General features: G+C 45.0%; 14 protein-coding genes, 4 tRNA genes, 1 rRNA gene and 1 pseudogene (1 of these 20 only partly in view). 17 read left to right on the top strand and 3 right to left on the bottom strand.

Going from position 1 to position 19,484, the window contains the following annotated elements; all coding sequences use genetic code 11:
• Positions 1-71: 71 nt before the first annotated feature.
• Entirely contained in the window at positions 72-2,720 is a 2,649-nt protein-coding gene (gene mutS, locus N5P32_RS04685) for a DNA mismatch repair protein MutS (protein WP_265727987.1), read from the bottom strand.
• A 79-nt stretch (positions 2,721-2,799) separates the two neighbouring features.
• On the opposite strand from mutS, the gene N5P32_RS04680 reads away from it, so the two are divergent.
• From N5P32_RS04680 to N5P32_RS04665, 4 genes are all read left to right on the top strand, one after another.
• Positions 2,800-3,300: a CinA family protein gene (locus tag N5P32_RS04680; RefSeq protein WP_265727986.1), complete on the top strand. Its 501-nt coding sequence runs from the start codon at positions 2,800-2,802 to the stop codon at positions 3,298-3,300.
• A 103-nt stretch (positions 3,301-3,403) separates the two neighbouring features.
• Positions 3,404-4,468: a recombinase RecA gene (gene recA / locus N5P32_RS04675; protein WP_265727985.1), complete on the top strand. Its 1,065-nt coding sequence runs from the start codon at positions 3,404-3,406 to the stop codon at positions 4,466-4,468.
• 154 nt (positions 4,469-4,622) lie between these two features.
• The gene (locus tag N5P32_RS04670; RefSeq protein WP_265727984.1) at positions 4,623-5,732 is read left to right on the top strand and encodes a coiled-coil domain-containing protein; all 1,110 of its coding nucleotides are present in this window, start codon (positions 4,623-4,625) and stop codon (positions 5,730-5,732) included.
• The gene (locus tag N5P32_RS04665) at positions 5,690-6,205 is read left to right on the top strand and encodes a hypothetical protein (protein ID WP_265727983.1); all 516 of its coding nucleotides are present in this window, start codon (positions 5,690-5,692) and stop codon (positions 6,203-6,205) included. The genes N5P32_RS04670 and N5P32_RS04665 overlap by 43 nt, the downstream gene beginning before the upstream one ends.
• Before the next feature lie 9 nt (positions 6,206-6,214).
• On the opposite strand, the gene recX is transcribed toward N5P32_RS04665, so the two are convergent.
• Entirely contained in the window at positions 6,215-6,673 is a 459-nt protein-coding gene (gene recX, locus N5P32_RS04660; RefSeq protein ID WP_265727982.1) for a recombination regulator RecX, read from the bottom strand.
• A 193-nt stretch (positions 6,674-6,866) separates the two neighbouring features.
• Here recX and N5P32_RS04655 point away from each other — a divergent pair, with 193 nt between their 5' ends.
• The 9 genes and pseudogenes from N5P32_RS04655 (at position 6,867) to N5P32_RS04615 (ending at position 14,267) form a co-directional block, all read left to right on the top strand.
• A complete protein-coding gene (locus N5P32_RS04655) occupies positions 6,867-8,120 on the top strand; it encodes a D-amino acid dehydrogenase (protein ID WP_265727981.1) in 1,254 nt (417 codons plus the stop codon).
• Between the two features lie 30 nt (positions 8,121-8,150).
• Complete coding sequence (gene alr, locus N5P32_RS04650; protein WP_265727980.1) at positions 8,151-9,200, top strand: alanine racemase; 1,050 nt, start codon at positions 8,151-8,153, stop codon at positions 9,198-9,200.
• A gap of 271 nt (positions 9,201-9,471) precedes the next feature.
• Positions 9,472-12,089, top strand: a pseudogene (alaS, locus tag N5P32_RS04645) (alanine--tRNA ligase).
• 59 nt (positions 12,090-12,148) lie between these two features.
• Complete coding sequence (locus N5P32_RS04640; protein WP_265727979.1) at positions 12,149-13,390, top strand: aspartate kinase; 1,242 nt, start codon at positions 12,149-12,151, stop codon at positions 13,388-13,390.
• A 142-nt stretch (positions 13,391-13,532) separates the two neighbouring features.
• Complete coding sequence (gene csrA, locus N5P32_RS04635) at positions 13,533-13,721, top strand: carbon storage regulator CsrA (protein WP_110577005.1); 189 nt, start codon at positions 13,533-13,535, stop codon at positions 13,719-13,721.
• A gap of 58 nt (positions 13,722-13,779) precedes the next feature.
• Positions 13,780-13,869 (top strand) — tRNA-Ser (locus N5P32_RS04630).
• A 55-nt stretch (positions 13,870-13,924) separates the two neighbouring features.
• A tRNA-Arg gene (locus N5P32_RS04625) sits at positions 13,925-14,001 on the top strand.
• A 56-nt stretch (positions 14,002-14,057) separates the two neighbouring features.
• A tRNA-Arg gene (locus tag N5P32_RS04620) sits at positions 14,058-14,134 on the top strand.
• A 56-nt stretch (positions 14,135-14,190) separates the two neighbouring features.
• Positions 14,191-14,267: transfer RNA gene (locus N5P32_RS04615), tRNA-Arg, on the top strand.
• Between the two features lie 71 nt (positions 14,268-14,338).
• Here the strand turns inward: N5P32_RS04615 and N5P32_RS04610 are convergent.
• Entirely contained in the window at positions 14,339-15,346 is a 1,008-nt protein-coding gene (locus N5P32_RS04610) for a tRNA dihydrouridine synthase (RefSeq protein ID WP_265727978.1), read from the bottom strand.
• Between the two features lie 148 nt (positions 15,347-15,494).
• Between N5P32_RS04610 and N5P32_RS04605 the strand changes: the two genes are divergently transcribed.
• From N5P32_RS04605 to N5P32_RS04590, 4 genes are all read left to right on the top strand, one after another.
• On the top strand, positions 15,495-15,743 hold the full coding sequence (locus tag N5P32_RS04605; protein ID WP_265727977.1) for an OadG family protein: 249 nt from the start codon (positions 15,495-15,497) through the stop codon (positions 15,741-15,743).
• Positions 15,744-15,780: 37 nt separating this feature from the next.
• The gene (gene oadA / locus N5P32_RS04600; protein WP_265727976.1) at positions 15,781-17,592 is read left to right on the top strand and encodes a sodium-extruding oxaloacetate decarboxylase subunit alpha; all 1,812 of its coding nucleotides are present in this window, start codon (positions 15,781-15,783) and stop codon (positions 17,590-17,592) included.
• 19 nt (positions 17,593-17,611) lie between these two features.
• On the top strand, positions 17,612-18,784 hold the full coding sequence (locus tag N5P32_RS04595) for a sodium ion-translocating decarboxylase subunit beta (protein WP_265727975.1): 1,173 nt from the start codon (positions 17,612-17,614) through the stop codon (positions 18,782-18,784).
• A 413-nt stretch (positions 18,785-19,197) separates the two neighbouring features.
• Positions 19,198-19,484, top strand: a 16S ribosomal RNA gene (locus N5P32_RS04590) (it continues 1,253 nt past the right edge of the window).

Raw genomic sequence — 19,484 nt, 5'->3', positions numbered from 1 at the left:
GACTATTTCGCGGCAAGCAACAATCGAAAATAGTCTACATTTATCTGCTATTAGCTTATATCCACAGCAGCTTATGTCAGCGACATCTGAGACTTCAGTTTATAAAGTGCCGTCATGGCGTCGAATGGTGTCATGTTGTCTAAATCCATTTCTTCAAGAGCGTTTTTCAAGGTGTTTTGTTCGGCTTGAGCAAACATGTCGACCTGTTGAGGTTGATAGCTGGTTTGCTTCTCTTGAAGATTGCTTTTGGTTTTACTCGACGAAGTTGCGGAGGGCTTTGAAGTAATGGAGTGCGTCTCAATGCCAGTCACCACTTCTAACTCTTTAAGTTTTTGCTTCGCGTGTCCAATGACATCTCTTGGCACGCCAGCCAATTGAGCGACTTGCAGTCCGTATGATTGGCTTGCAGGGCCTTCATGTACTTTATGTAAGAAAACGATTTCATCATCGTATTCTGTGGCGGTTAAATGAACGTTTGCGGCGTTCTCCAATTGGTCTGCAAGCGTGGTGAGCTCGAAATAATGAGTGGCAAAAAGCACATAACATTGTAATTTTTTGGCTAAGTAGTCTACGGCAGCCCAAGCCAACGAGAGTCCGTCGAATGTGCTGGTGCCGCGTCCAACCTCATCCATCAGTACCAAGCTGTTTTTGCTGGCGTTGTTTAAGATGTTGGCCGTTTCGGTCATTTCTACCATGAAGGTGGAGCGGCCGCCTGCAAGGTCGTCCGATGACCCCATTCGCGTAAAAATACGGTCTACGACGGAAATAGACGCCGCCTCTGCTGGTACGAAACAACCGGTATGCGCTAACAAAGTGATGAGAGCGATTTGGCGCATATAAGTGGATTTACCACCCATATTTGGACCAGTAATCATCAGCAGCGAGCGTTTTTTGTTGAGATCAAGGTCGTTGGGGATAAAAGGTTCAGATATAACCGATTCCACCACAGGATGGCGGCCACCAACAATGTGAATGCCGCCGCGATTGTGTAGTTCAGGGCAGGTGAAGTTTAAGGTGTCGGCACGTTCTGCAAAATTGTTTAACACATCCAGTTGCGCCAGCGCCTGACTGGTTGTCTGTAGTTCACCTAATATTGCGTTCAGCTGATCAAGAAGCGTTTCATACAGTTCTTTTTCTCGGGCGAGGGATTTGGATTTTGCGCTGAGGGCCTTGTCTTCGAATGCTTTTAACTCGGGGGTGATAAATCGCTCGGCATTCTTCAGTGTTTGGCGTCGAATGTATTCCACTGGCGCTTGATCGGAATGCAGGCGGCTGATTTCAATGTAATAGCCATGTACACGATTGAAGCCGACTTTTAACGAGCTGATGCCAGTACGGGCTTTTTCGCTGCGTTCCATTTCAGCCAGAAAGTCGGTGGCGTTGGTGGATAAAGCCAAGAGTTCATCTAACTCTTCGTCGTAACCTTTCGCAAATATCCCCCCATCACGCACGACGGAAGGTGGGTTTTCAACCAGTGCTTTTGCTAAGGTTTCGGTGGTATTTGGTTGGGCAATGATGCGCTCGCTCAGTTCTGACAGGCGCGGCGATTTTGCGTTTGCTAGCAATTCATTGATTTCTGGTGCAGCGTCTAGGGCAAATCTCAGGCGCAATAAATCTCTAGGGCGTGCGGAGCGAAGGGCGACTCGCGACAGTATGCGCTCCAAATCCCCGACTTTTTTCAGTGGTGCTTCAAATTGATCGTAAGCGCGTGGCTCTTTGAGCTCTGCGATGACTTGTTGGCGGGCTTGAATTTCACTTAAATCACGAATGGGCGTGTGTAACCAGCGTTTTAGCAAACGGCTTCCCATCGGTGTTGCACACTCGTCAAGTACTTCCACCAAGGTGTTACTTGTCCCACCTGTTAGGTTGATGTCGATTTCCAGGTTACGACGCGTTGCTCCATCGATGAGTACCGAATCGTCCTTATGTTCCACCATGATGGATTGAATGTGTGGCAAGGCTGATCGCTGTGTGTCTTTGGCGTATTGCAGTAGCGCGCCAGCAGAGGCAATGGCTGCGGTTAATGCTTCACAGCCAAATCCTGATAGGTCTTTGGTGTTGAACTGCTGAATAAGTTGGCGGTAGCTGGATTCATAGTCAAAATGCCAAGGGCCGAGTTCTGAAATGCCTTTTTCCAGCTTCAATGTCTTCCGCGCTGGGAAATCTTCGGAGATTAAGATTTCTCTTGGCGATAAACGCTGCAGCTCACTCGAAAGTGCTTCGTGGCCATCGACCTCAAACAGACAAAAACGGCCACTGGCCATATCAAGGTAAGAAAAACCAAACACATCCAATCCTTTACGAGACTGGTGAGCAAGAGAGAGTAAAAGGTTTTCGCGCTTTTCCTCTAAAAAAGCCTCGTCGCTGATGGTTCCGGGCGTGACGATGCGAGCAATTTGACGTTCAACGGGGCCTTTGCTGGTGGCAGGATCACCGGTTTGTTCTGCAACAACAACGGATTCTCCCATACGAACCAGTCGAGCTATGTAGTTTTCTGCTGCATGGAAGGGGATGCCTGCCATTGGAATGGGCAGGCCGCCGGAGTGACCACGCGCAGTCAGGGTAATATCAAGTAATTGTGAGGCGCGTTTGGCGTCGTCATAAAAAAGCTCGTAAAAGTCACCCATTCGATAAAATAGCAGTTGGTTAGGATGCTGTGACTTTAGGCCAAAGTACTGGCGCATCATGGGTGTATGGTTATCTGCTGGTGTTTTACTCATCAGGGAAAGCTCGATTGTGATCCAAAAAATAGACGGGTATTCTACGGGATATTTTCCTAGGATTTAAGGGATAACGAGAATGAATCAAACGCAAGAAATCGCATTCGTGGCACAACAAGTTGGAGAATCTTTGCAAGCAAGCGGATTGATGCTGGTAACCGCGGAGTCTTGCACTGGTGGCTTAATTGGTGCGGCATGTACCGAAATAGCGGGCAGCTCGTCATGGTTTTTTGGTGGCGTTATCAGTTACGCCAATGACGCAAAAATTCAAGGTTTGTGTGTGAAAGAGGCAACCTTGTCGTCATTTGGTGCTGTGTCTGAACAAACAGTAAAAGAGATGTGCGCAGGTGCGTTGCAATTGGGTGGCGATGTTTCTGTTGCGGTGAGCGGTGTCGCAGGCCCTGGAGGTGGCTCACCAGAGAAGCCTGTTGGTTGTGTTTACATTGGCTGGCAGCGGTTAGGTGAAGAGTCGAGGGTGGTGCGTTTTCAATTTTCTGGGGATCGTCAGGCGGTAAGAGAGGCGACAGTTTTGGCGGCGTTAAAGGGTGTGAATGAGATGTTTAAAACGGGCGAAAAATAATACTGTTTTTATATACAGTATTTCTTGAGATTGCTTTAAAAAAACGATAAAGTTACCCCCAACGACAACTAATCACAACGAAAGTAGCAACAAGGAATTCATCATGTCATCTATTGCAGACAACAAGAAAAAGGCGTTAGACGCAGCGCTGTCTCAGATCGAGCGTCAATTTGGTAAAGGCGCCATCATGAAGATGGGTGAAGGTACCAAGCTTGATATTGATACGGTTTCTACTGGATCTTTGGGTCTGGACATTGCTTTGGGTGCGGGTGGACTTCCTTATGGCCGTATTTGCGAAATCTACGGACCAGAGTCTTCAGGCAAAACGACGCTTACATTGAGTGTTATTGCGGAAGCTCAAAAACAAGGCAAAACATGTGCGTTTATCGATGCAGAGCATGCGCTTGACCCTTCTTACGCAGAGAAGTTGGGTGTAAATATCGAAGACCTGCTCATTTCTCAACCGGATACCGGTGAGCAAGCGCTTGAAATCGTTGACATGCTGGTGCGTTCTAACAGTGTGGACGTTGTTATTGTCGATTCTGTTGCGGCGTTGGTGCCTAAGTCTGAGATTGAAGGTGAAATGGGCAGTTCTTCTGTTGGTGTTCAGGCACGTTTGTTATCGCAAGCGATGCGTAAATTGACGGGTTCCATTAAGAACGCAAACTGCCTTGTTATCTTTATCAACCAAATTCGTATGAAAATTGGTGTGATGTTTGGCTCTCCAGAAACCACAACGGGTGGTAACGCACTTAAATTTTACTCTTCTGTACGTTTGGACATTCGTCGGATTGGTTCTGTGAAACAGGGCGATGAAGTGATTGGTAACGAAACCCGCGTTAAAGTAGTAAAAAACAAAATAGCGCCGCCTTTCAAACAAACAGAATTCCAAATTATGTACGGTGCGGGTATTTATCGCATGGGCGAAGTCATTGATTTGGGTGTTAAACAAGGTTTCGTCGATAAAGCAGGTGCTTGGTATGCATACGGTGGCAATAAAATAGGTCAAGGTAAGGCGAATGCTGCGCAATTCCTTGCGGACAATCCAGAAATAGCACAAGAAATTGAAGCCAAAATTCGTGAAGACTTATTGCCTAAAAAGGCTGATGTAAAAGCTAATGCCTCTGCCAAAGAAGCGGAAGAAGAAGTCGAACAGCTAGATTTCTAAATCGAATCTAGTTTTGAACTGAAAAAAAGCAGGCCTTGTGTCTGCTTTTTTTGTTTTTGTGGTGTGTGCGTTAAATATTGTAGGTTTGATGGTTTCTTTGTCGTGAACCTTTTAAGATGTTTTCTTTGCTTATTCAAAAGGAGGTGTCATCGATATGTTAGTTTGGCACTGGGGGCTTGTTGTTATAAGTGCGTTACTGTCGGTTTCGCTTGTATTTTTTGTTGTTCGCTATTTTGCCTTAAAAAGAGAGGCTCAAGGCTCCACACCAGAGCGCGCGGGAGGGGATGCTTCTGGGGTGAAAAATGATTTGACGATGGTTTCAGAAAGTGAAAAGCAGGAGTGGTTAGCGTTGTTAAAGCAGCAGCGGCTGATATGCACTCGTTTGCTTACAGCGTTACCAAAACAGGATTTCCAAGGTCGATCTGCGCTGTCTTGTTGGGCCACTTTTTTAGATGTTGAGACACACATCATTGAACATTCCGTACCGAATGATAAGGCCTTAATGCTACTAGGTGTCTTTAAGAGTCTTTTGGATCGTGTGGATCGCGCGCAAGAAATTGATGCTTTATTGAAGTCGTTAAAAGTCAATCAATCCCTGTTAAATGAACTGAATAAAGTGATTCAGAAGGCCAGCGATAAGGTATTTGATGAAGTTAATATTACGTCTGAATTGAATGATGAATTGGCAGAATTGCAAAGCGCGCTGGCAAAGGAGGCCGAGCTGGACGAATCGCTTGCATCGCTTCGAGCCGAAATGGCCAGTATGTGTGAATTTTTAGACCGATTGAAACAGCATTTGGAGGAAGTCAAAGCTGGCGGTGAAAATGCTTCTTATGTCAACGTACTGGAGGCGTTTGTTGAAGAGGCCGGTGAGTCGGGCTTCTTGGATTCTGTTCGTACTGAGTTGGACAGCAAAGTGACCAGCTTGAAAGAGTTGGCGGCGTACCAAAAAACGATTATTGAAGGATTAAAAACACAGGTTCATGAAGCTAAGGCTGGTAATGAAGGGGTAGGAAAAAATATTAGCGCATACGATGTGTTGATTGTGAGACTGGAAAAAACGCTGCTTGAAAGTGGCCGAGTCGTGAAGCGTTTGGAGTCCAAGTTACTCAGTTTACAAACCATTCGCTACAACCTGAATATCGATGCGATTAAACGGGATGAAGCACTGAAAAAGAAAAAAGCCTTACTGGAGCAAAAAAACAATCGGCTTCTCCGTCTATGGATATTTATGGTGTTATCGAAGAAGAGCGTAACACCATGAAAAACATAGAAGATCTATTGTACCAAGACTCCTTTACTGAAGCGTCCGATGCGTATGCTAATGAACAAGTTGCTAAACTCGCTTCTTTGCGTCAAATGGTGAATGAATCTGAATTGTATGTGGAAATGCTAGAGCGTGATTTGGAAAATGCACACGTCCTTCATGAAACTCTAGAATACAAGTTAAATCATCCTGATGACGTTGTGGCAGTAAGCGGTTCAGACCTTGATCTTCTTGCGAGTCAAGATTTGGAGGAGGTTGAAAACCTCAAAGAGATAAACGACGAGCTTAATGAAGAGCGTAAACGTTTGGAAGCGGAAATATATGATGGTCGAGATCAGTCTGAAGAAGCGCTTAAGTTGCAGAAAAAAATAGACGATCTCGACAACAAAATTGAAACGGTTCAGAAAAAATACGTAGAGATGGAAGAACGATACTTAACGGCATTGATGGCTAAGGAAGACAAAGAATAATCAGGGCGATTAGTTGTCATCTTGCACAGACAGTGCGTATTTTATTTGTTCGAAATCAAAACCGCGGTACAAAAGGTAGCGCGTCTGTTTGGCTTTTTCTTTAAAGTCTGTGGTGGACTCTTCACCAAATTTTCTTTCTTTTAGCTGCTTTGCTAGCTCGAACCAATCCGCATCGGCGTCAGCAATGGCTGTTTTTGCGAGTTCGCTATTAATTCCTTTTTGTATAAGTTCTTGGTGTATTCGGCTTGCCCCAAGAGGTTTACTCAAACGACTTCTTACAAACATTTCCGCGAAGCGTTCATCGTTTAAATAGTTGATCTCTTCTAGACGCTCAATGGTTGCATCAATATCGTCTTCTGAGTGTCCTTTGTTTTTCAGCTTGGTGACGAGTTCTTTTGTGCTGTGCTCTCTGTGGCTCAATATAGACAGAGCTTGATCAAAAGGTGAGATTTTTTGTTCATTCATCATGGCGTCTTTCGTTGCTGAATTGAATGGACATTTTATCAGGCGGGAGAGAGTTTTTCATTTTCATTTCTGATTAACTAAATAATTGCAATTTTGTGGTTTTTTATTCTTTTATATGGCTTTAAATAAGGTGATAAAACTATATATCTTGTGTGATTATGGGCGATATGACTTTATCACTGTTTGAGGTTTTTCTATGCGTGTTTGCGTGTTAGGTGCGGGTGTTGTTGGTTTAACGTCAGCTTATTATTTGGCCAAGAAGGGCTTTGATGTGACGGTTGTTGACCGTCAGGAAGGGGTGGCATTAGAAACAAGCTTCGCTAATGCGGGGCAGATTTCCCCTGGTTATTCTGCTCCTTGGGCGGCACCTGGTATTCCGTTTAAAGCCATCAAATGGCTAATGCAAAAACACGCGCCATTAAAGGTTAGCGCTGATCCAGAACTGAAAAAATTGGCCTGGATGGGAAAGATGTTGGCGAATTGCACGGAATCGGCTTATGACGTCAACAAGTCTCGTATGGTGGCTTTGGCTGAATACAGTCGTGATCAGTTTATTGCTATGCGAAAAGATATTGGTATTAAGTACGATGACGGTCAGGGTGGTTTGACTCAGCTTTTTCGTAAGGACGAACAAGTCGAGGCCTCTGTAAAAGACATAAAAGTACTTAAAGCACTCAATGTTCCTCATCAGGTGCTAACGCCAGCACAAATTCTTGACGTTGAGCCTGGTCTTGCACCGGTGATTGATAAATTTAAAGGCGGTTTACGTCTTACTGGTGATGAAACGGGGGATTGCTTTGTTTTTTGTCAAGAGCTGAAAAAGCATTGTGATGCGCTGGGGGTGACATTTAAATTTGGCCTCCCAGTCGAGCGCTTGATTGTGGAAGCTGGTAAAGTACGTGCCATTAAAACGGATCAAGGTGACTTTGAGTTTGATAATGTTTTGGTGTCTATGGGCAGTTACTCAAAAGAGTTGCTCAAAGCGATCGATATTTCAGTGCCTATTTACCCTGTGAAAGGGTATTCCCTGACGGTGGATATCACTGATTCACAGTTTGCCCCCGTTTCCACGGTAATGGATGAAACCTATAAAGTTGCTGTTACTCGACTGGGTGGTCGTATCCGCGCGGCAGGAACTGCGGAACTTAATGGTTACAATCTTGATTTGCCGAAAGTTCGTACCGAGACCATTACACATGTCGTGCATGATTTGTTTAATCAGGGGTGTGACTTGTCGCAGGCTGAGTATTGGACGGGGCTGCGCCCAATGACGCCAGATGGTACGCCGATTGTTGGGCGAACAGGTATTGACGGTTTGTATTTGAATACGGGTCATGGAACATTAGGTTGGACGATGAGTTGCGGTTCTGCGGCAGTGATAGCGGATATTATGTCAGGCGATAAGACCGAGATCGATTCACAGGATCTTTCTGTACAACGTTATCAGTAATAAATCGCGGTAAAAGTTTAAGGGGTAAAAATGGCAAGGCCACTCACGGCAACGGTAGATTTAGATGCAATACTGCAGAACTATCGCTATGCAAAAAAACTACAACCGACATGCAAAGCGTTTGCTGTGGTTAAAAGTAATGCTTATGGACATGGTGCTGTCGAGGTATCTCGATATTTGGATGAAGAGGTGGATGCGTTTGCGGTAGCGGCTATTGAAGAAGCGATGGCGTTACGTGATGCGGGAGTAACGTCGCCGATCTTGCTGTTGGAAGGCGTGTTTGAAGGCAGTGAGTGGGCTCTTTGTGAACAATATGGCTTTTGGTCTGCATTAGAAAACACTCAGCAGCTGGATGAACTGGTGGCGAGCCGCGCTAAGATTGAAAAAGTATTTCTTAAACTCGATTCTGGTATGCACCGGCTTGGTGTGGAAAAAGAAGTAGCGCCATCGTTTGTCTCTGCATTGAAAGACAGTGGTCAGGTAGGTGAAGTGGTTTTGATGACGCACTTTTCTTGTGCAGATGATGTGTCCGATCTTACAACGATGCAGCAGTTGACTTACTTTGAGCAAGCGCGCCAATTGATCGGTGATATCCCCGCCAGTGTGGCGAACTCTGCTGCTATTATGAAGTGGAGTGTGCCTGAAGGTGGTTGGATTCGTCCGGGCATTATGCTGTATGGTATTTCGCCGTTTGCAGAAGTCAGTGGGCGTGCTTTGGGTTTGCGTCCGGCGATGACATTGTCGTCCAAGGTTATTTCAACGCGTCCGCTTAAAAAAGGCGACAGGGTTGGGTATGGGCTTGGTTATGTCGCGGCGGAAGATCATATTTTAGCCACCGTAGCTGTTGGTTATGGCGATGGCTACCCTCGCCATGCTGAAAAAGACACGCCATTGCAAATTGATGGGAAGCCAGCTTGTTTAGCTGGGCGTGTGTCGATGGATATGATTACGGTGCGTATGCAAGATTTTGCTGATAAGCCTGCAATGGGTCAAGAGGTGGTACTTTGGGGGGAGAGGTTCCCGTTGAAGAAGTTGCGGATTATGCAGGAACCATTGGTTATGAGCTTGTCACTAGAATGACGGCCCGCCCGCATTATCGCTATATTCGAGACAGCGATTCTTTGTGATTCTCTTTTTAAAACACTGAGCAAAAGTCGGTTTATATCCTTAAATCGTGCTTTTGCTTATGTTTTGCACAAAATAAGCCGCAAATTACTGCGGTTTCTTTTGAAAATACCTATCCTTTGCGTGTACTATTTTGTGCTTTTCGTTGCATAGGGTAGGCGTATGTCAAACTGCCTTCCGCGCAATCCAATTCGTCCAGAAATTATAGATAGAGACTCATCCCATTATGAAGAGTTCTGAGTTACGTCAGTCATTTTTATCGTACTTTGAAAGTAAGCAGCATCAAATCGTGGAATCCAGCTCATTGATACCTGGAAATGATCCAACGTTGTTGTTTACTAATGCTGGTATGGTCCAGTTTAAAGATGTGTTTTTGGGGAGGATCTTCGCCCATATTCACGTGCTACAACGTCTCAGCGTTGCGTTCGAGCCGGTGGTAAACACAACGACTTAGAGAACGTAGGCTACACAGCGCGTCATCACACTTTTTTTGAAATGTTGGGTAACTTCAGTTTTGGTGATTATTTCAAAAAAGACGCCATTCATTATGCGTGGGAATTTTTAACGGTTGTGTTGAAGTTGCCAACGGAAAAATTATTGGTAACGGTTTACGCGGAAGACGATGAAGCGTTTGATATTTGGAATAAAGACATCGGCTTGCCTGCTGAAAAAATTATTCGTATCGGCGATAACAAAGGCGGCCGTTACCAGTCTGATAATTTCTGGGCAATGGGTGACACTGGACCATGCGGTCCTTGTTCTGAAGTGTTTTACGATCATGGTGAGCACATTTGGGGTGGGCCTCCAGGTTCTCCTGAAGAAGACGGCGACCGCTTTATTGAAATCTGGAACGTGGTTTTCATGCAATTTAACCGTTCTGCTGACGGTGAAATGGCGCCTCTGCCTAAGCCTTCTGTTGATACCGGCATGGGGTTAGAGCGTATTGCAGCGATTTTGCAGGGTGTTCACAGTAATTACGAAATCGACCTGTTCCAAAATCTTATTAAAGCGGCTGCTCAAGTGGTTGGCACTGACGATCTGAGTGAGCAATCTCTTCGTGTAATTGCTGACCATATCCGTTCTTGTTCCTTCATGATTGTTGATGGTGTGATTCCATCCAATGAAGGTCGTGGTTATGTTTTGCGTCGTATTATTCGTCGCGCGATTCGTCACGGTAACAAGTTAGGGCAGAAAGGTGTGTTCTTCCATAAATTGGTGGAAGCGCTTGATGGTGAAATGGGTGAAGCCTACCCAGAGCTAACAAAATTAAAAGAGCGAGTGGCTTCTATTCTGCTGAAAGAAGAAGAGCAGTTTGCCAAGACCCTTGATCAAGGGATGAAAATTCTGGAAGAGGCGATCTCTGAACTAGGCGATAAAAAAGTTATCCCTGGCGAGACCGTTTTCAAACTTTACGACACGTATGGTTTTCCTGCGGATTTAACCAACGATGTTGCCCGTGAAAACGATCTTGAAATAGACGAAGCTGGCTTTGAAGTGGCGATGGACGCACAGCGTGCTCGTGCTCGTTCAGCCAGTAACTTCTCTATGGATATGTCGAGCAGTGTGAAATTGGATTCTGTTACTGAATTTACTGGTTACAAGAATCTAAACGGCACATGTGAAGTTGAGATGATCCTTGTTGATGGTGAGGCTGTCGATGCAATTGAAGCCGGTCAAGTGGCCGCTGTCATTTTGAAAACTACACCGTTTTACGCGGAATCTGGTGGCCAAGTTGGCGACCAAGGTTGGTTGCGTGGTGCGGGTGCGTTCAAAGTGTCCAATACAACTAAGCAAGCCAAAGCGCATTTGCACTACGGTGAACTAAAAGAAGGTCGTTTGTCGATCGGTGATTTGGTAACGGGTGAGGTTGATCGTACTTTGCGCATGGCGACCACATTGAATCACTCGGCTACTCACTTAATGCACGAAGCATTGCGTCGTATTTTAGGGGATCATGTGTCGCAAAAAGGCTCTCTGGTGAATCCAGAGCGTTTGCGTTTTGACTTCTCTCATTTTGAAGGCGTAACAGCGACAGAAATTGAGCAGATTGAAGACATGGTAAACGAGCAAATTCGCTTAAATCGTCCTGTTGAAACAGACATCATGGATGTTGAATCGGCTAAGGCAAAAGGCGCAATGGCGTTGTTTGGTGAGAAATACGATAGCGAAGTGCGCGTTTTGACGATGGGTGCTGATTACTCGATTGAGTTGTGTGGTGGTACGCATGTTAGTCGTACGGGTGATATCGGCTTCTTTAAGATTGTGACAGAGAGTGGCATCGCGGCCGGTGTACGTCGTATTGAAGCGGTGACGGGTAAAGTGGCAATCGATACAACGCGTCAAACAGAGTCTGTTCTTGATGGTATTGCTTCTATTGTTAAAGGCAATAAAGACAGCGCATTAGACAAAGTCGTGGCGTTGAACGAGCAAGCCCGTAGTTTGCAAAAAGAATTGGATGTGCTGAAAGGCAAAATGGCGGCGTTGGCCGGCGCGGACTTGGCTTCTCAAGCGGTAGACATCAATGGCGGTAAGCTGTTGGTTGCTCAAGTGGAAGTGGAGGATCCAAAAGCGTTGCGTGATTTGCTGGACGAGTTGAAGAGCACGTTAGAATCCGCCGTTGTGCTTTTGGCGGCAGTCAATGATGGCAAAGTAAGCTTAATTGCTGGCGTTACCAAAGAACTGACTAAAAATGTTAAGGCGGGAGACTTAATCAAGATGGTTGCGCCTTTGGTAGACGGTAAAGGCGGTGGTCGTCCTGATATGGCTCAGGCTGGTGGTAATAACCCTGATGGTTTGTCTGCCGCTTTGGCATTAGTCCCTGATTGGGTTGCTGAAAGGGTATAACTCGATTTGCTCCTTCAGAGCTTTGGGTTCGGCTTTTTGATTTAAATGATGGAATTATTATGGCGTTGTTAGTTCAAAAATACGGCGGCACTTCGGTAGGCACAATAGAGCGTATTGAGGCGGTTGCTGATCGGGTGCTGAAACATAAGCAGCAAGGTGATGACATTGTGGTTGTGGTTTCTGCTATGAGTGGCGAAACTAATAGACTGATCGATCTTGCTAAGAGTATCAATCCGTCGCCAAATGCTCGCGAAATGGATGTGCTTTTGTCAACGGGTGAGCAGGTTACTATTGCTCTACTTTCTATGGCGTTGATGAAACGTGGTCTTGACGCTCGTTCTTATACTGGTTCACAGATCCGTATTACAACTGACAATGCCCATGGTAAAGCTCGAATTCAAAAAATTGATACCGAAGCGATGCGCGCAGACTTGGATTCCGGTCGAGTGATTGTCGCGGCGGGTTTTCAAGGTGCTGATGAGTTTGGCAACATTACAACTTTAGGTCGAGGTGGTTCTGATACAACTGGTGTGGCATTGGCCGCTGCGTTGAAGGCGGATGAATGTCAGATCTATACGGATGTTGATGGTGTTTATACAACCGATCCTCGCGTTGTGGACAGCGCTCGACGCCTAGATAAAATTACATTCGAAGAAATGCTAGAAATGGCAAGTCTAGGCTCTAAAGTGCTGCAAATTCGTTCTGTAGAGTTTGCAGGGAAATATCAAGTGCCACTGAGGGTGCTGTCTAGTTTTATTGAAGGTGAAGGTACATTGATAACAACTGAAGGGGTTAAGGGTATGGAGCAGCCAGCGGTTTCTGGGATTGCGTTTAACAGAGATGAAGCTAAGTTAACATTAAAAGGTGTTCCTGATATTCCAGGAATTGCGTCTCGTATTCTTGGCCCTATCAGTGATGCAAACATCGAAGTGGATATGATCGTTCAAAACGTATCGGTCGAAGGGACAACAGACTTTACCTTTACTGTTCACCGTAATGAATACGACCTTGCTTTGTCGACGTTAAACCTGATTGCGCAAGAGCTTGGTGCAAGTGCGGTGTTGTCTGACGCTAAGATTGCTAAGGTGTCTATTGTTGGTGTGGGTATGCGTTCTCATGCTGGTGTTGCTAGCACGATGTTCAAGGCATTGGCTGCAGAGTCCATTAATATTCAGTTAATCTCTACTTCTGAAATTAAAGTCTCAGTCATTATTGATGAGAAGTACATGGAGTTGGCGGTTCGTGCGTTACATTCTGCATTCAAATTGAACGAAGCAACACCAGGTGTTAGAGAAGCGTAACAATTGAATACATAAAGCCTGTACGAATGGATGGTTTAATTTTTATTGAGAGGCTACAATAGCTTTGTAGGAATTGCCCTACAAGGTTTGTGGGGCAATTCTTCTAGATAAATTTTAAAAGCTATTACAGGGAGATGCTCTTATGCTTATTCTTACTCGTCGTGTTGGTGAAACTTTGATGGTTGGTGATGAAGTTTCTGTCACTGTCTTAGGAGTAAAAGGGAATCAGGTTCGTATTGGTATCAATGCGCCTAAAGATGTGTCTGTTCATCGTGAAGAAATTTATCTTCGCATTCAAAAAGAACAAGATGACCAAGATTTAGAAGATTAATTTCTAAAAAAGCCTTTACAAGACAAATGTGTCGTATATAATGCGCCCCACTTGTTACGGAGAGTTGGCCGAGTGGCCGAAGGCGCGCCCCTGCTAAGGGTGTATGGGTTAACACTCATCGAGGGTTCGAATCCCTCACTCTCCGCCATTTCAAGTTTTAATCTGAAAGCTATCCTTTTTAGATTAAAGAAAGAAATTGTAGTGCACCCGTAGCTCAGCTGGATAGAGTACTCGGCTACGAACCGAGCGGTCAGAGGTTCGAATCCTCTCGGGTGCACCATTTCAAAAATGCATTTTAATTTCATCCAGAATGAAATGCACATAGAACAATGCTATGCACCCGTAGCTCAGCTGGATAGAGTACTCGGCTACGAACCGAGCGGTCAGAGGTTCGAATCCTCTCGGGTGCACCATTTTCTAGATCTATCTTAAGTTATCCACGTTAAGATTCATAAGCAATAACTGCTACGCACCCGTAGCTCAGCTGGATAGAGTACTCGGCTACGAACCGAGCGGTCAGAGGTTCGAATCCTCTCGGGTGCACCATTTTAAAATATTCTCTCCCTTGTTTTTTTCAATATTTCATTCTTACTATTTTCAAAAATCTAATCTCTATCTTACTCCCTTAGTATTTTTTCAAACACTGTCGTTAGCTCTTGTGTGCTATTGCAGCGTCTTAGGGTTTGAAGGTTTTCTTTGATTTCTTCAAAACCAAATCGTAAGTGTCCACACCATTGTTTTAATCGACCCAGTGTCGCGACTTCGTCGTAGTGTTTTTGCAGCTCGATATTGTAATCGGTGAAGAGCTCGACGAGCGACGCTTGTTTTAGTGAGTTTTCTTGGTTATCTAGTTTTGCTCTTATGTCTTGGAAGACAAAAGGGTTGTTGAGTGCGCCTCGGCCAATCATGAAATGTTTGCAGCCAGAAACGGATTGGCAGCGCGTTAGTGAGTCGAAATCGGTGATGTCGCCATTCGCAACAACGACCATAGTTGTCTTATCTTGGATTTCTCCAATCTTCTCCCAGCGAGCGGGTGGTTTGTAGCCATCTTTTTTTGTCCTGCCGTGTATTGTTAGTGTGCCGGTTCCAGCCGACTCGATTGCTGCGACATTATCAAACAGTAGAGCTTCGTCTTCATAGCCCAAACGTATTTTTGCCGAAAGCGGAATGTGGTTGGGTAATGTGTTTTTTATGGCGCTCATTATTTCATGAAGGATGTTTGGTGTTTGCAATAAGACAGAGCCGCCTCCGTGCCCGTTTACGCGCTTGGCAGGACAGCCAAAATTAACGTCTATGTGAGTTGCTCCGGCTTCAATGGCATTAAGCGCACTTTGAGCCATAAGTTCGGCGTTACTGCCGAGCAGTTGTGTATGTACTGGGTGATGGTAAGTTGTATGGGCGTTGTTTTGGTTTTCGGGTACTTGGCGCTTGAATGTTGATGATGGGATTGGGTATTGAGTGACTCGGATAAACTCTGATACGAGGTAATTCATTCCGCCAATTTTTGAGAGTAGCGCTCTCATTGTGTGATCCATGACACCTTCCATTGGGGCGACGGCTAATACAATGCTGCTGTGGATGTCTTTTCTTTCTTGATTTTGTGTTGCTTGCAGGGAATTGTTCACGAAATAAGTCTAACTGTTATGCAAAAAAATATGAAACTGTTCTGGTTTGTGATAAAAACTAATCATCAAAAAATAAACAGTGCTATTGGGTGTGCATCTGATCACATAAGATCTGTACAAACAAGGTGAGATAAAAGGTAACTAAGCTATGAATGGATTACTGGAAGATGGTGTAGGGTTGATGGTGCTGGGGATGGGGTTTGTGTTCCTGTTTCTAGTGGTGTTGATTTTTGCGACTGGTTACATGTCGCGGTTGCTAAATTATGTCTTTCCTGAAGTGCCTGTTGTTGTAGCGTCAAAGCCAACTTCGCAAAAGCTTTCTTCTGGTGTGGATGCACAAATGACAGCGGTTATTACCGCTGCTGTTCATCAGCATAGAAACAGTAAAAAACCTTAAATACACATTACCTTTCCTAACTTTCTGAGGCTGAAACATGACAAAAACAAAGCAACCTCTTGGCATCACTGATGTCGTTTTACGAGATGCTCATCAATCCTTGTTTGCGACGCGTATGCGTATTGACGATATGCTTCCAATTGCGGAAAAGCTCGACCAAGTGGGCTTTTGGTCTCTTGAATCATGGGGTGGTGCGACGTTTGACTCTTGCATTCGTTTTATAGGTGAAGATCCTTGGGAGCGAATTCGTGAGCTAAAAAAAGCGATGCCAAAAACACCACAGCAGATGTTGTTGCGTGGGCAGAATTTGCTTGGTTATCGTCATTATGCTGATGATGTTGTGAATAAATTTGTTGAGCGTGCAGCCTTTAATGGGGTTGATGTTTTCCGAATCTTTGATGCGATGAATGACCCTCGTAACCTTGAGACAGCCATTAAAGCAGTTAAGCAACAAGGTAAGCATGCTCAGGGAACTATCTCCTATACCAAGAGCCGGGTGCATACCACTAAAAATTGGGTGGATTATGCCAAAACGCTTGAGGACATGGGGGCTGACTCTATTGCGATAAAAGATATGTCTGGCATTTTGACGCCATATGATGCTTTTGAGCTGGTTAGTTTATTGAAGGCTCAAACCCAGCTAGAAGTGCAATTGCATGCGCATGCTACATCTGGTTTGTCGGATATGACGATTCTAAAAGCCATTGAGGCCGGTATAGATCGAGTTGATACGGCCATTTCCTCCATGTCCATGACGTATGGTCATAGTGCGACGGAATCTGTGGTGGCGGCGTTGCAAGGCACGGATCGTGATACAGGTTTGGATTTAGCGCTGCTAGAAGAAATTGCGGCTTATTTTCGCGAAGTGCGAAAAAAATATGCGAAATTTGAAGGCTCTCTTCGCGGTACGGATTCTCGTATTTTGATTGCTCAAGTTCCTGGTGGCATGTTAACTAACATGGAGAGCCAGTTGAAAGAGCAGGGTGCAGCAGACAAATTTGATGAGGTGTTAAAGGAAATTCCAAAAGTCCGTGAAGACCTCGGTTTGATCCCACTTGTGACACCAACGTCTCAAATTGTTGGGACTCAGGCTGTGTTAAACGTATTAACGGGTGAACGTTATAAGTCGATATCAAAAGAAACGGCAGGGATTTTGAAAGGCGAATATGGTGCGGCTCCTGCAGAATTTAATAAAGAGCTGCAGGCGCGAGTGCTGGATGGTGCTGAAGCGATTACCTGCCGACCAGCAGACTTGCTGTCACCTGAAATGGACAAATTGACTGAAGAGCTGATTGGCCTTTCAAAAGAGAAGGGTATTGAATTATCTGATGATCAGATTGACGATGTTTTAACCTATGCTTTGTTTCCTCAGATAGGTCTTAAATTTTTGCAAAATCGTGGTGACGCGAGTGCTTTTGAGCCCGCTCCGGCCTTGGGTGATGTTGCAGATGTTGGTGCCTCAGGGAATAAGCAGGCCTCAGGAGGTGAGTCTTCTAATGAAGCGAGCGTCTATACCGTTTCTGTTTCTGGGCAGAGTTTTGTTGTCCAGGTCTCAGAAGGTGGTGACGTTAGTAATATTCAGCCCGTTGTTAATGTGCAGCAGGCTCCAGCTCAGACGTCAGAGTCTCCGGCCTCGTCTGGCGTTGATGTTCCTTCACCGTTAGCGGGGAATATCTTCAAGGTCCTTGTGTCTCCGGGGCAGCAAGTTGAAGAAGGTGATACCGTAATGATTCTAGAGGCGATGAAGATGGAGACAGAGATATCTGCACCTAAATCCGGTGTCGTTGGTTCTATTAACGTAAAAGAAGGTGACTCGGTTCAAGTGGGTCAGTCGCTTCTTACTTTGTAGTTAAAGGGATCAATTGAAGATGGAAAATAAACTATTAAACCTCTATCACGATACGGGGATTTATCAGCTGGAATTTGGCCAGTTCGTGATGATCTGTGTTGGTTTGTTGTTAGTGTTTTTGGCTATTAAGAAAGGTTTTGAGCCACTTTTGCTGTTACCAATTGGTATTGGTGCTGTTCTTGTAAACATTCCAGGTGCAGGATTTATGGCGGCGCCTGTTTATGATGCAACGGGGCACATGGTTTCTCCGGGTGGTCTGCAATATTACATTTATCATGGCGGTATTGAGACAGGACTGTTCCCGTTGATCATTTTTATGGGTGTCGGTGCCATGACGGATTTCGGTCCTATGCTTGCTAACCCTAAAACTTTATTACTGGGTGCGGCTGCGCAGTTTGGTATCTTTGCAACGGTCATTGGTGCTGTTCTGCTAAGTGCTTCAGGAGTTATGGATTTTTCGTTAGCTGATGCTGCTGCAATAGGTATTATTGGTGGTGCAGATGGTCCGACGGCGATTTTCGTTGCAAGTCGATTGGCTCCTGATTTGCTGGGGGCGATAGCGGTCGCGGCTTATTCGTATATGGCGCTAGTGCCATTGATTCAACCTCCAATCATGCGCGCATTGACAACGAAGGAAGAGCGTTCTATTAAAATGGAGCAGCTCCGCCCGGTTACTAAAAAAGAGAAAATTGTATTTCCTATTGTGGTTACTTTATTAGTTGCGATGTTTTTGCCTTCTGCGGCACCTTTATTAGGGATGTTTTGTTTTGGTAATTTGATGCGTGAGTGTGGTGTTGTTGATCGATTGAGTGATACCGCGCAAAATGCTCTGATTAATATTGTGACTATTTTCTTAGGTTTAGGAGTTGGTTCGAAATTAAGCTCTGAAGCATTTTTGAATTTAGAGACATTGGGTATTTTAAGTTTAGGTCTGATTGCTTTTTCAATCGGTACCGCTGCGGGAGTGTTGATGGCTAAGTTGATGAATAGATTCTCACAGGATGCCATTAATCCATTGATTGGTGCGGCAGGTGTGTCTGCTGTTCCAATGGCTGCCCGCGTTGCAAATAAAGTAGGGCTTGAAGCAAATAAACAGAACTTTCTGTTAATGCATGCGATGGGTCCAAACGTGGCTGGCGTTATCGGTTCTGCAGTTGCTGCGGGTGTCATGCTGAGCTATGTTGGTGGTTAGTGCTGCTTATTGAGTGCTATGCAGAAAAAAGACACTTCGGTGTCTTTTTTTGTATTCGGTGTTTTTTAATTAATTTTAAAATTAATTAAAAAAAGGGTTGCACAAAATCTGTAGATCCTTAATATACGCCCTCGCTGACACGGACAGGGCTTCACTCTCACAGAGAAACGAAGTGGCTTAAGTGTAACGGCAACGCTCTTTAAAATAGATAATCAGATAATTTGTGTGGGCGCTCGCTAGAGGCTTCAGAAGATCGACATTGGCTAACTTGTTAGTGGGTGAGCGATCAAAAAAATTGAAGTCTTGCGAAACGTCTAACACGTCAATTCGCTTTATGTTGTTTTGTTGTTCTTCGGGACGATGAGATGATTAAGTTATTGTTAGTGTAATAGATTTTGAGTAAGCAAACTTTTTAACTGAAGAGTTTGATCATGGCTCAGATTGAACGCTGGCGGCAGGCTTAACACATGCAAGTCGAGCGGTAACAGGGGAGCTTGCTCCTGCTGACGAGCGGCGGACGGGTGAGTAACGCGTAGGAATCTGCCTAGTAGAGGGGGACAACATGTGGAAACGCATGCTAATACCGCATACGCCCTGAGGGGGAAAGGAGGGGACTTTTCGGAGCCTTCCGCTATTAGATGAGCCTGCGTGAGATTAGCTAGTTGGTAGGGTAAAGGCCTACCAAGGCGACGATCTCTAA

This window comes from Marinomonas pontica (assembly GCF_026191375.1).
GTDB lineage: Bacteria > Pseudomonadota > Gammaproteobacteria > Pseudomonadales > Marinomonadaceae > Marinomonas > Marinomonas pontica.
The sequence above is the reverse complement of the archived record's forward strand: the minus strand, read 5'-3'. Positions and strand labels throughout refer to the sequence as shown.

Bases quoted from the DNA above. Each gene is read 5' to 3' on its own strand.
- mutS (WP_265727987.1), bottom strand. From the start codon at position 2,720: ATGAGTAAAACACCAGCAGATAACCATACACCCATGATGCGCCAGTAC.
- N5P32_RS04680 (WP_265727986.1), top strand. From the start codon at position 2,800: ATGAATCAAACGCAAGAAATCGCATTCGTGGCACAACAAGTTGGAGAA.
- recA (WP_265727985.1), top strand. From the start codon at position 3,404: ATGTCATCTATTGCAGACAACAAGAAAAAGGCGTTAGACGCAGCGCTG.
- N5P32_RS04670 (WP_265727984.1), top strand. From the start codon at position 4,623: ATGTTAGTTTGGCACTGGGGGCTTGTTGTTATAAGTGCGTTACTGTCG.
- N5P32_RS04665 (WP_265727983.1), top strand. From the start codon at position 5,690: ATGGATATTTATGGTGTTATCGAAGAAGAGCGTAACACCATGAAAAAC.
- recX (WP_265727982.1), bottom strand. From the start codon at position 6,673: ATGATGAATGAACAAAAAATCTCACCTTTTGATCAAGCTCTGTCTATA.
- N5P32_RS04655 (WP_265727981.1), top strand. From the start codon at position 6,867: ATGCGTGTTTGCGTGTTAGGTGCGGGTGTTGTTGGTTTAACGTCAGCT.
- alr (WP_265727980.1), top strand. From the start codon at position 8,151: ATGGCAAGGCCACTCACGGCAACGGTAGATTTAGATGCAATACTGCAG.
- N5P32_RS04640 (WP_265727979.1), top strand. From the start codon at position 12,149: ATGGCGTTGTTAGTTCAAAAATACGGCGGCACTTCGGTAGGCACAATA.
- csrA (WP_110577005.1), top strand. From the start codon at position 13,533: ATGCTTATTCTTACTCGTCGTGTTGGTGAAACTTTGATGGTTGGTGAT.
- N5P32_RS04605 (WP_265727977.1), top strand. From the start codon at position 15,495: ATGAATGGATTACTGGAAGATGGTGTAGGGTTGATGGTGCTGGGGATG.
- oadA (WP_265727976.1), top strand. From the start codon at position 15,781: ATGACAAAAACAAAGCAACCTCTTGGCATCACTGATGTCGTTTTACGA.
- N5P32_RS04595 (WP_265727975.1), top strand. From the start codon at position 17,612: ATGGAAAATAAACTATTAAACCTCTATCACGATACGGGGATTTATCAG.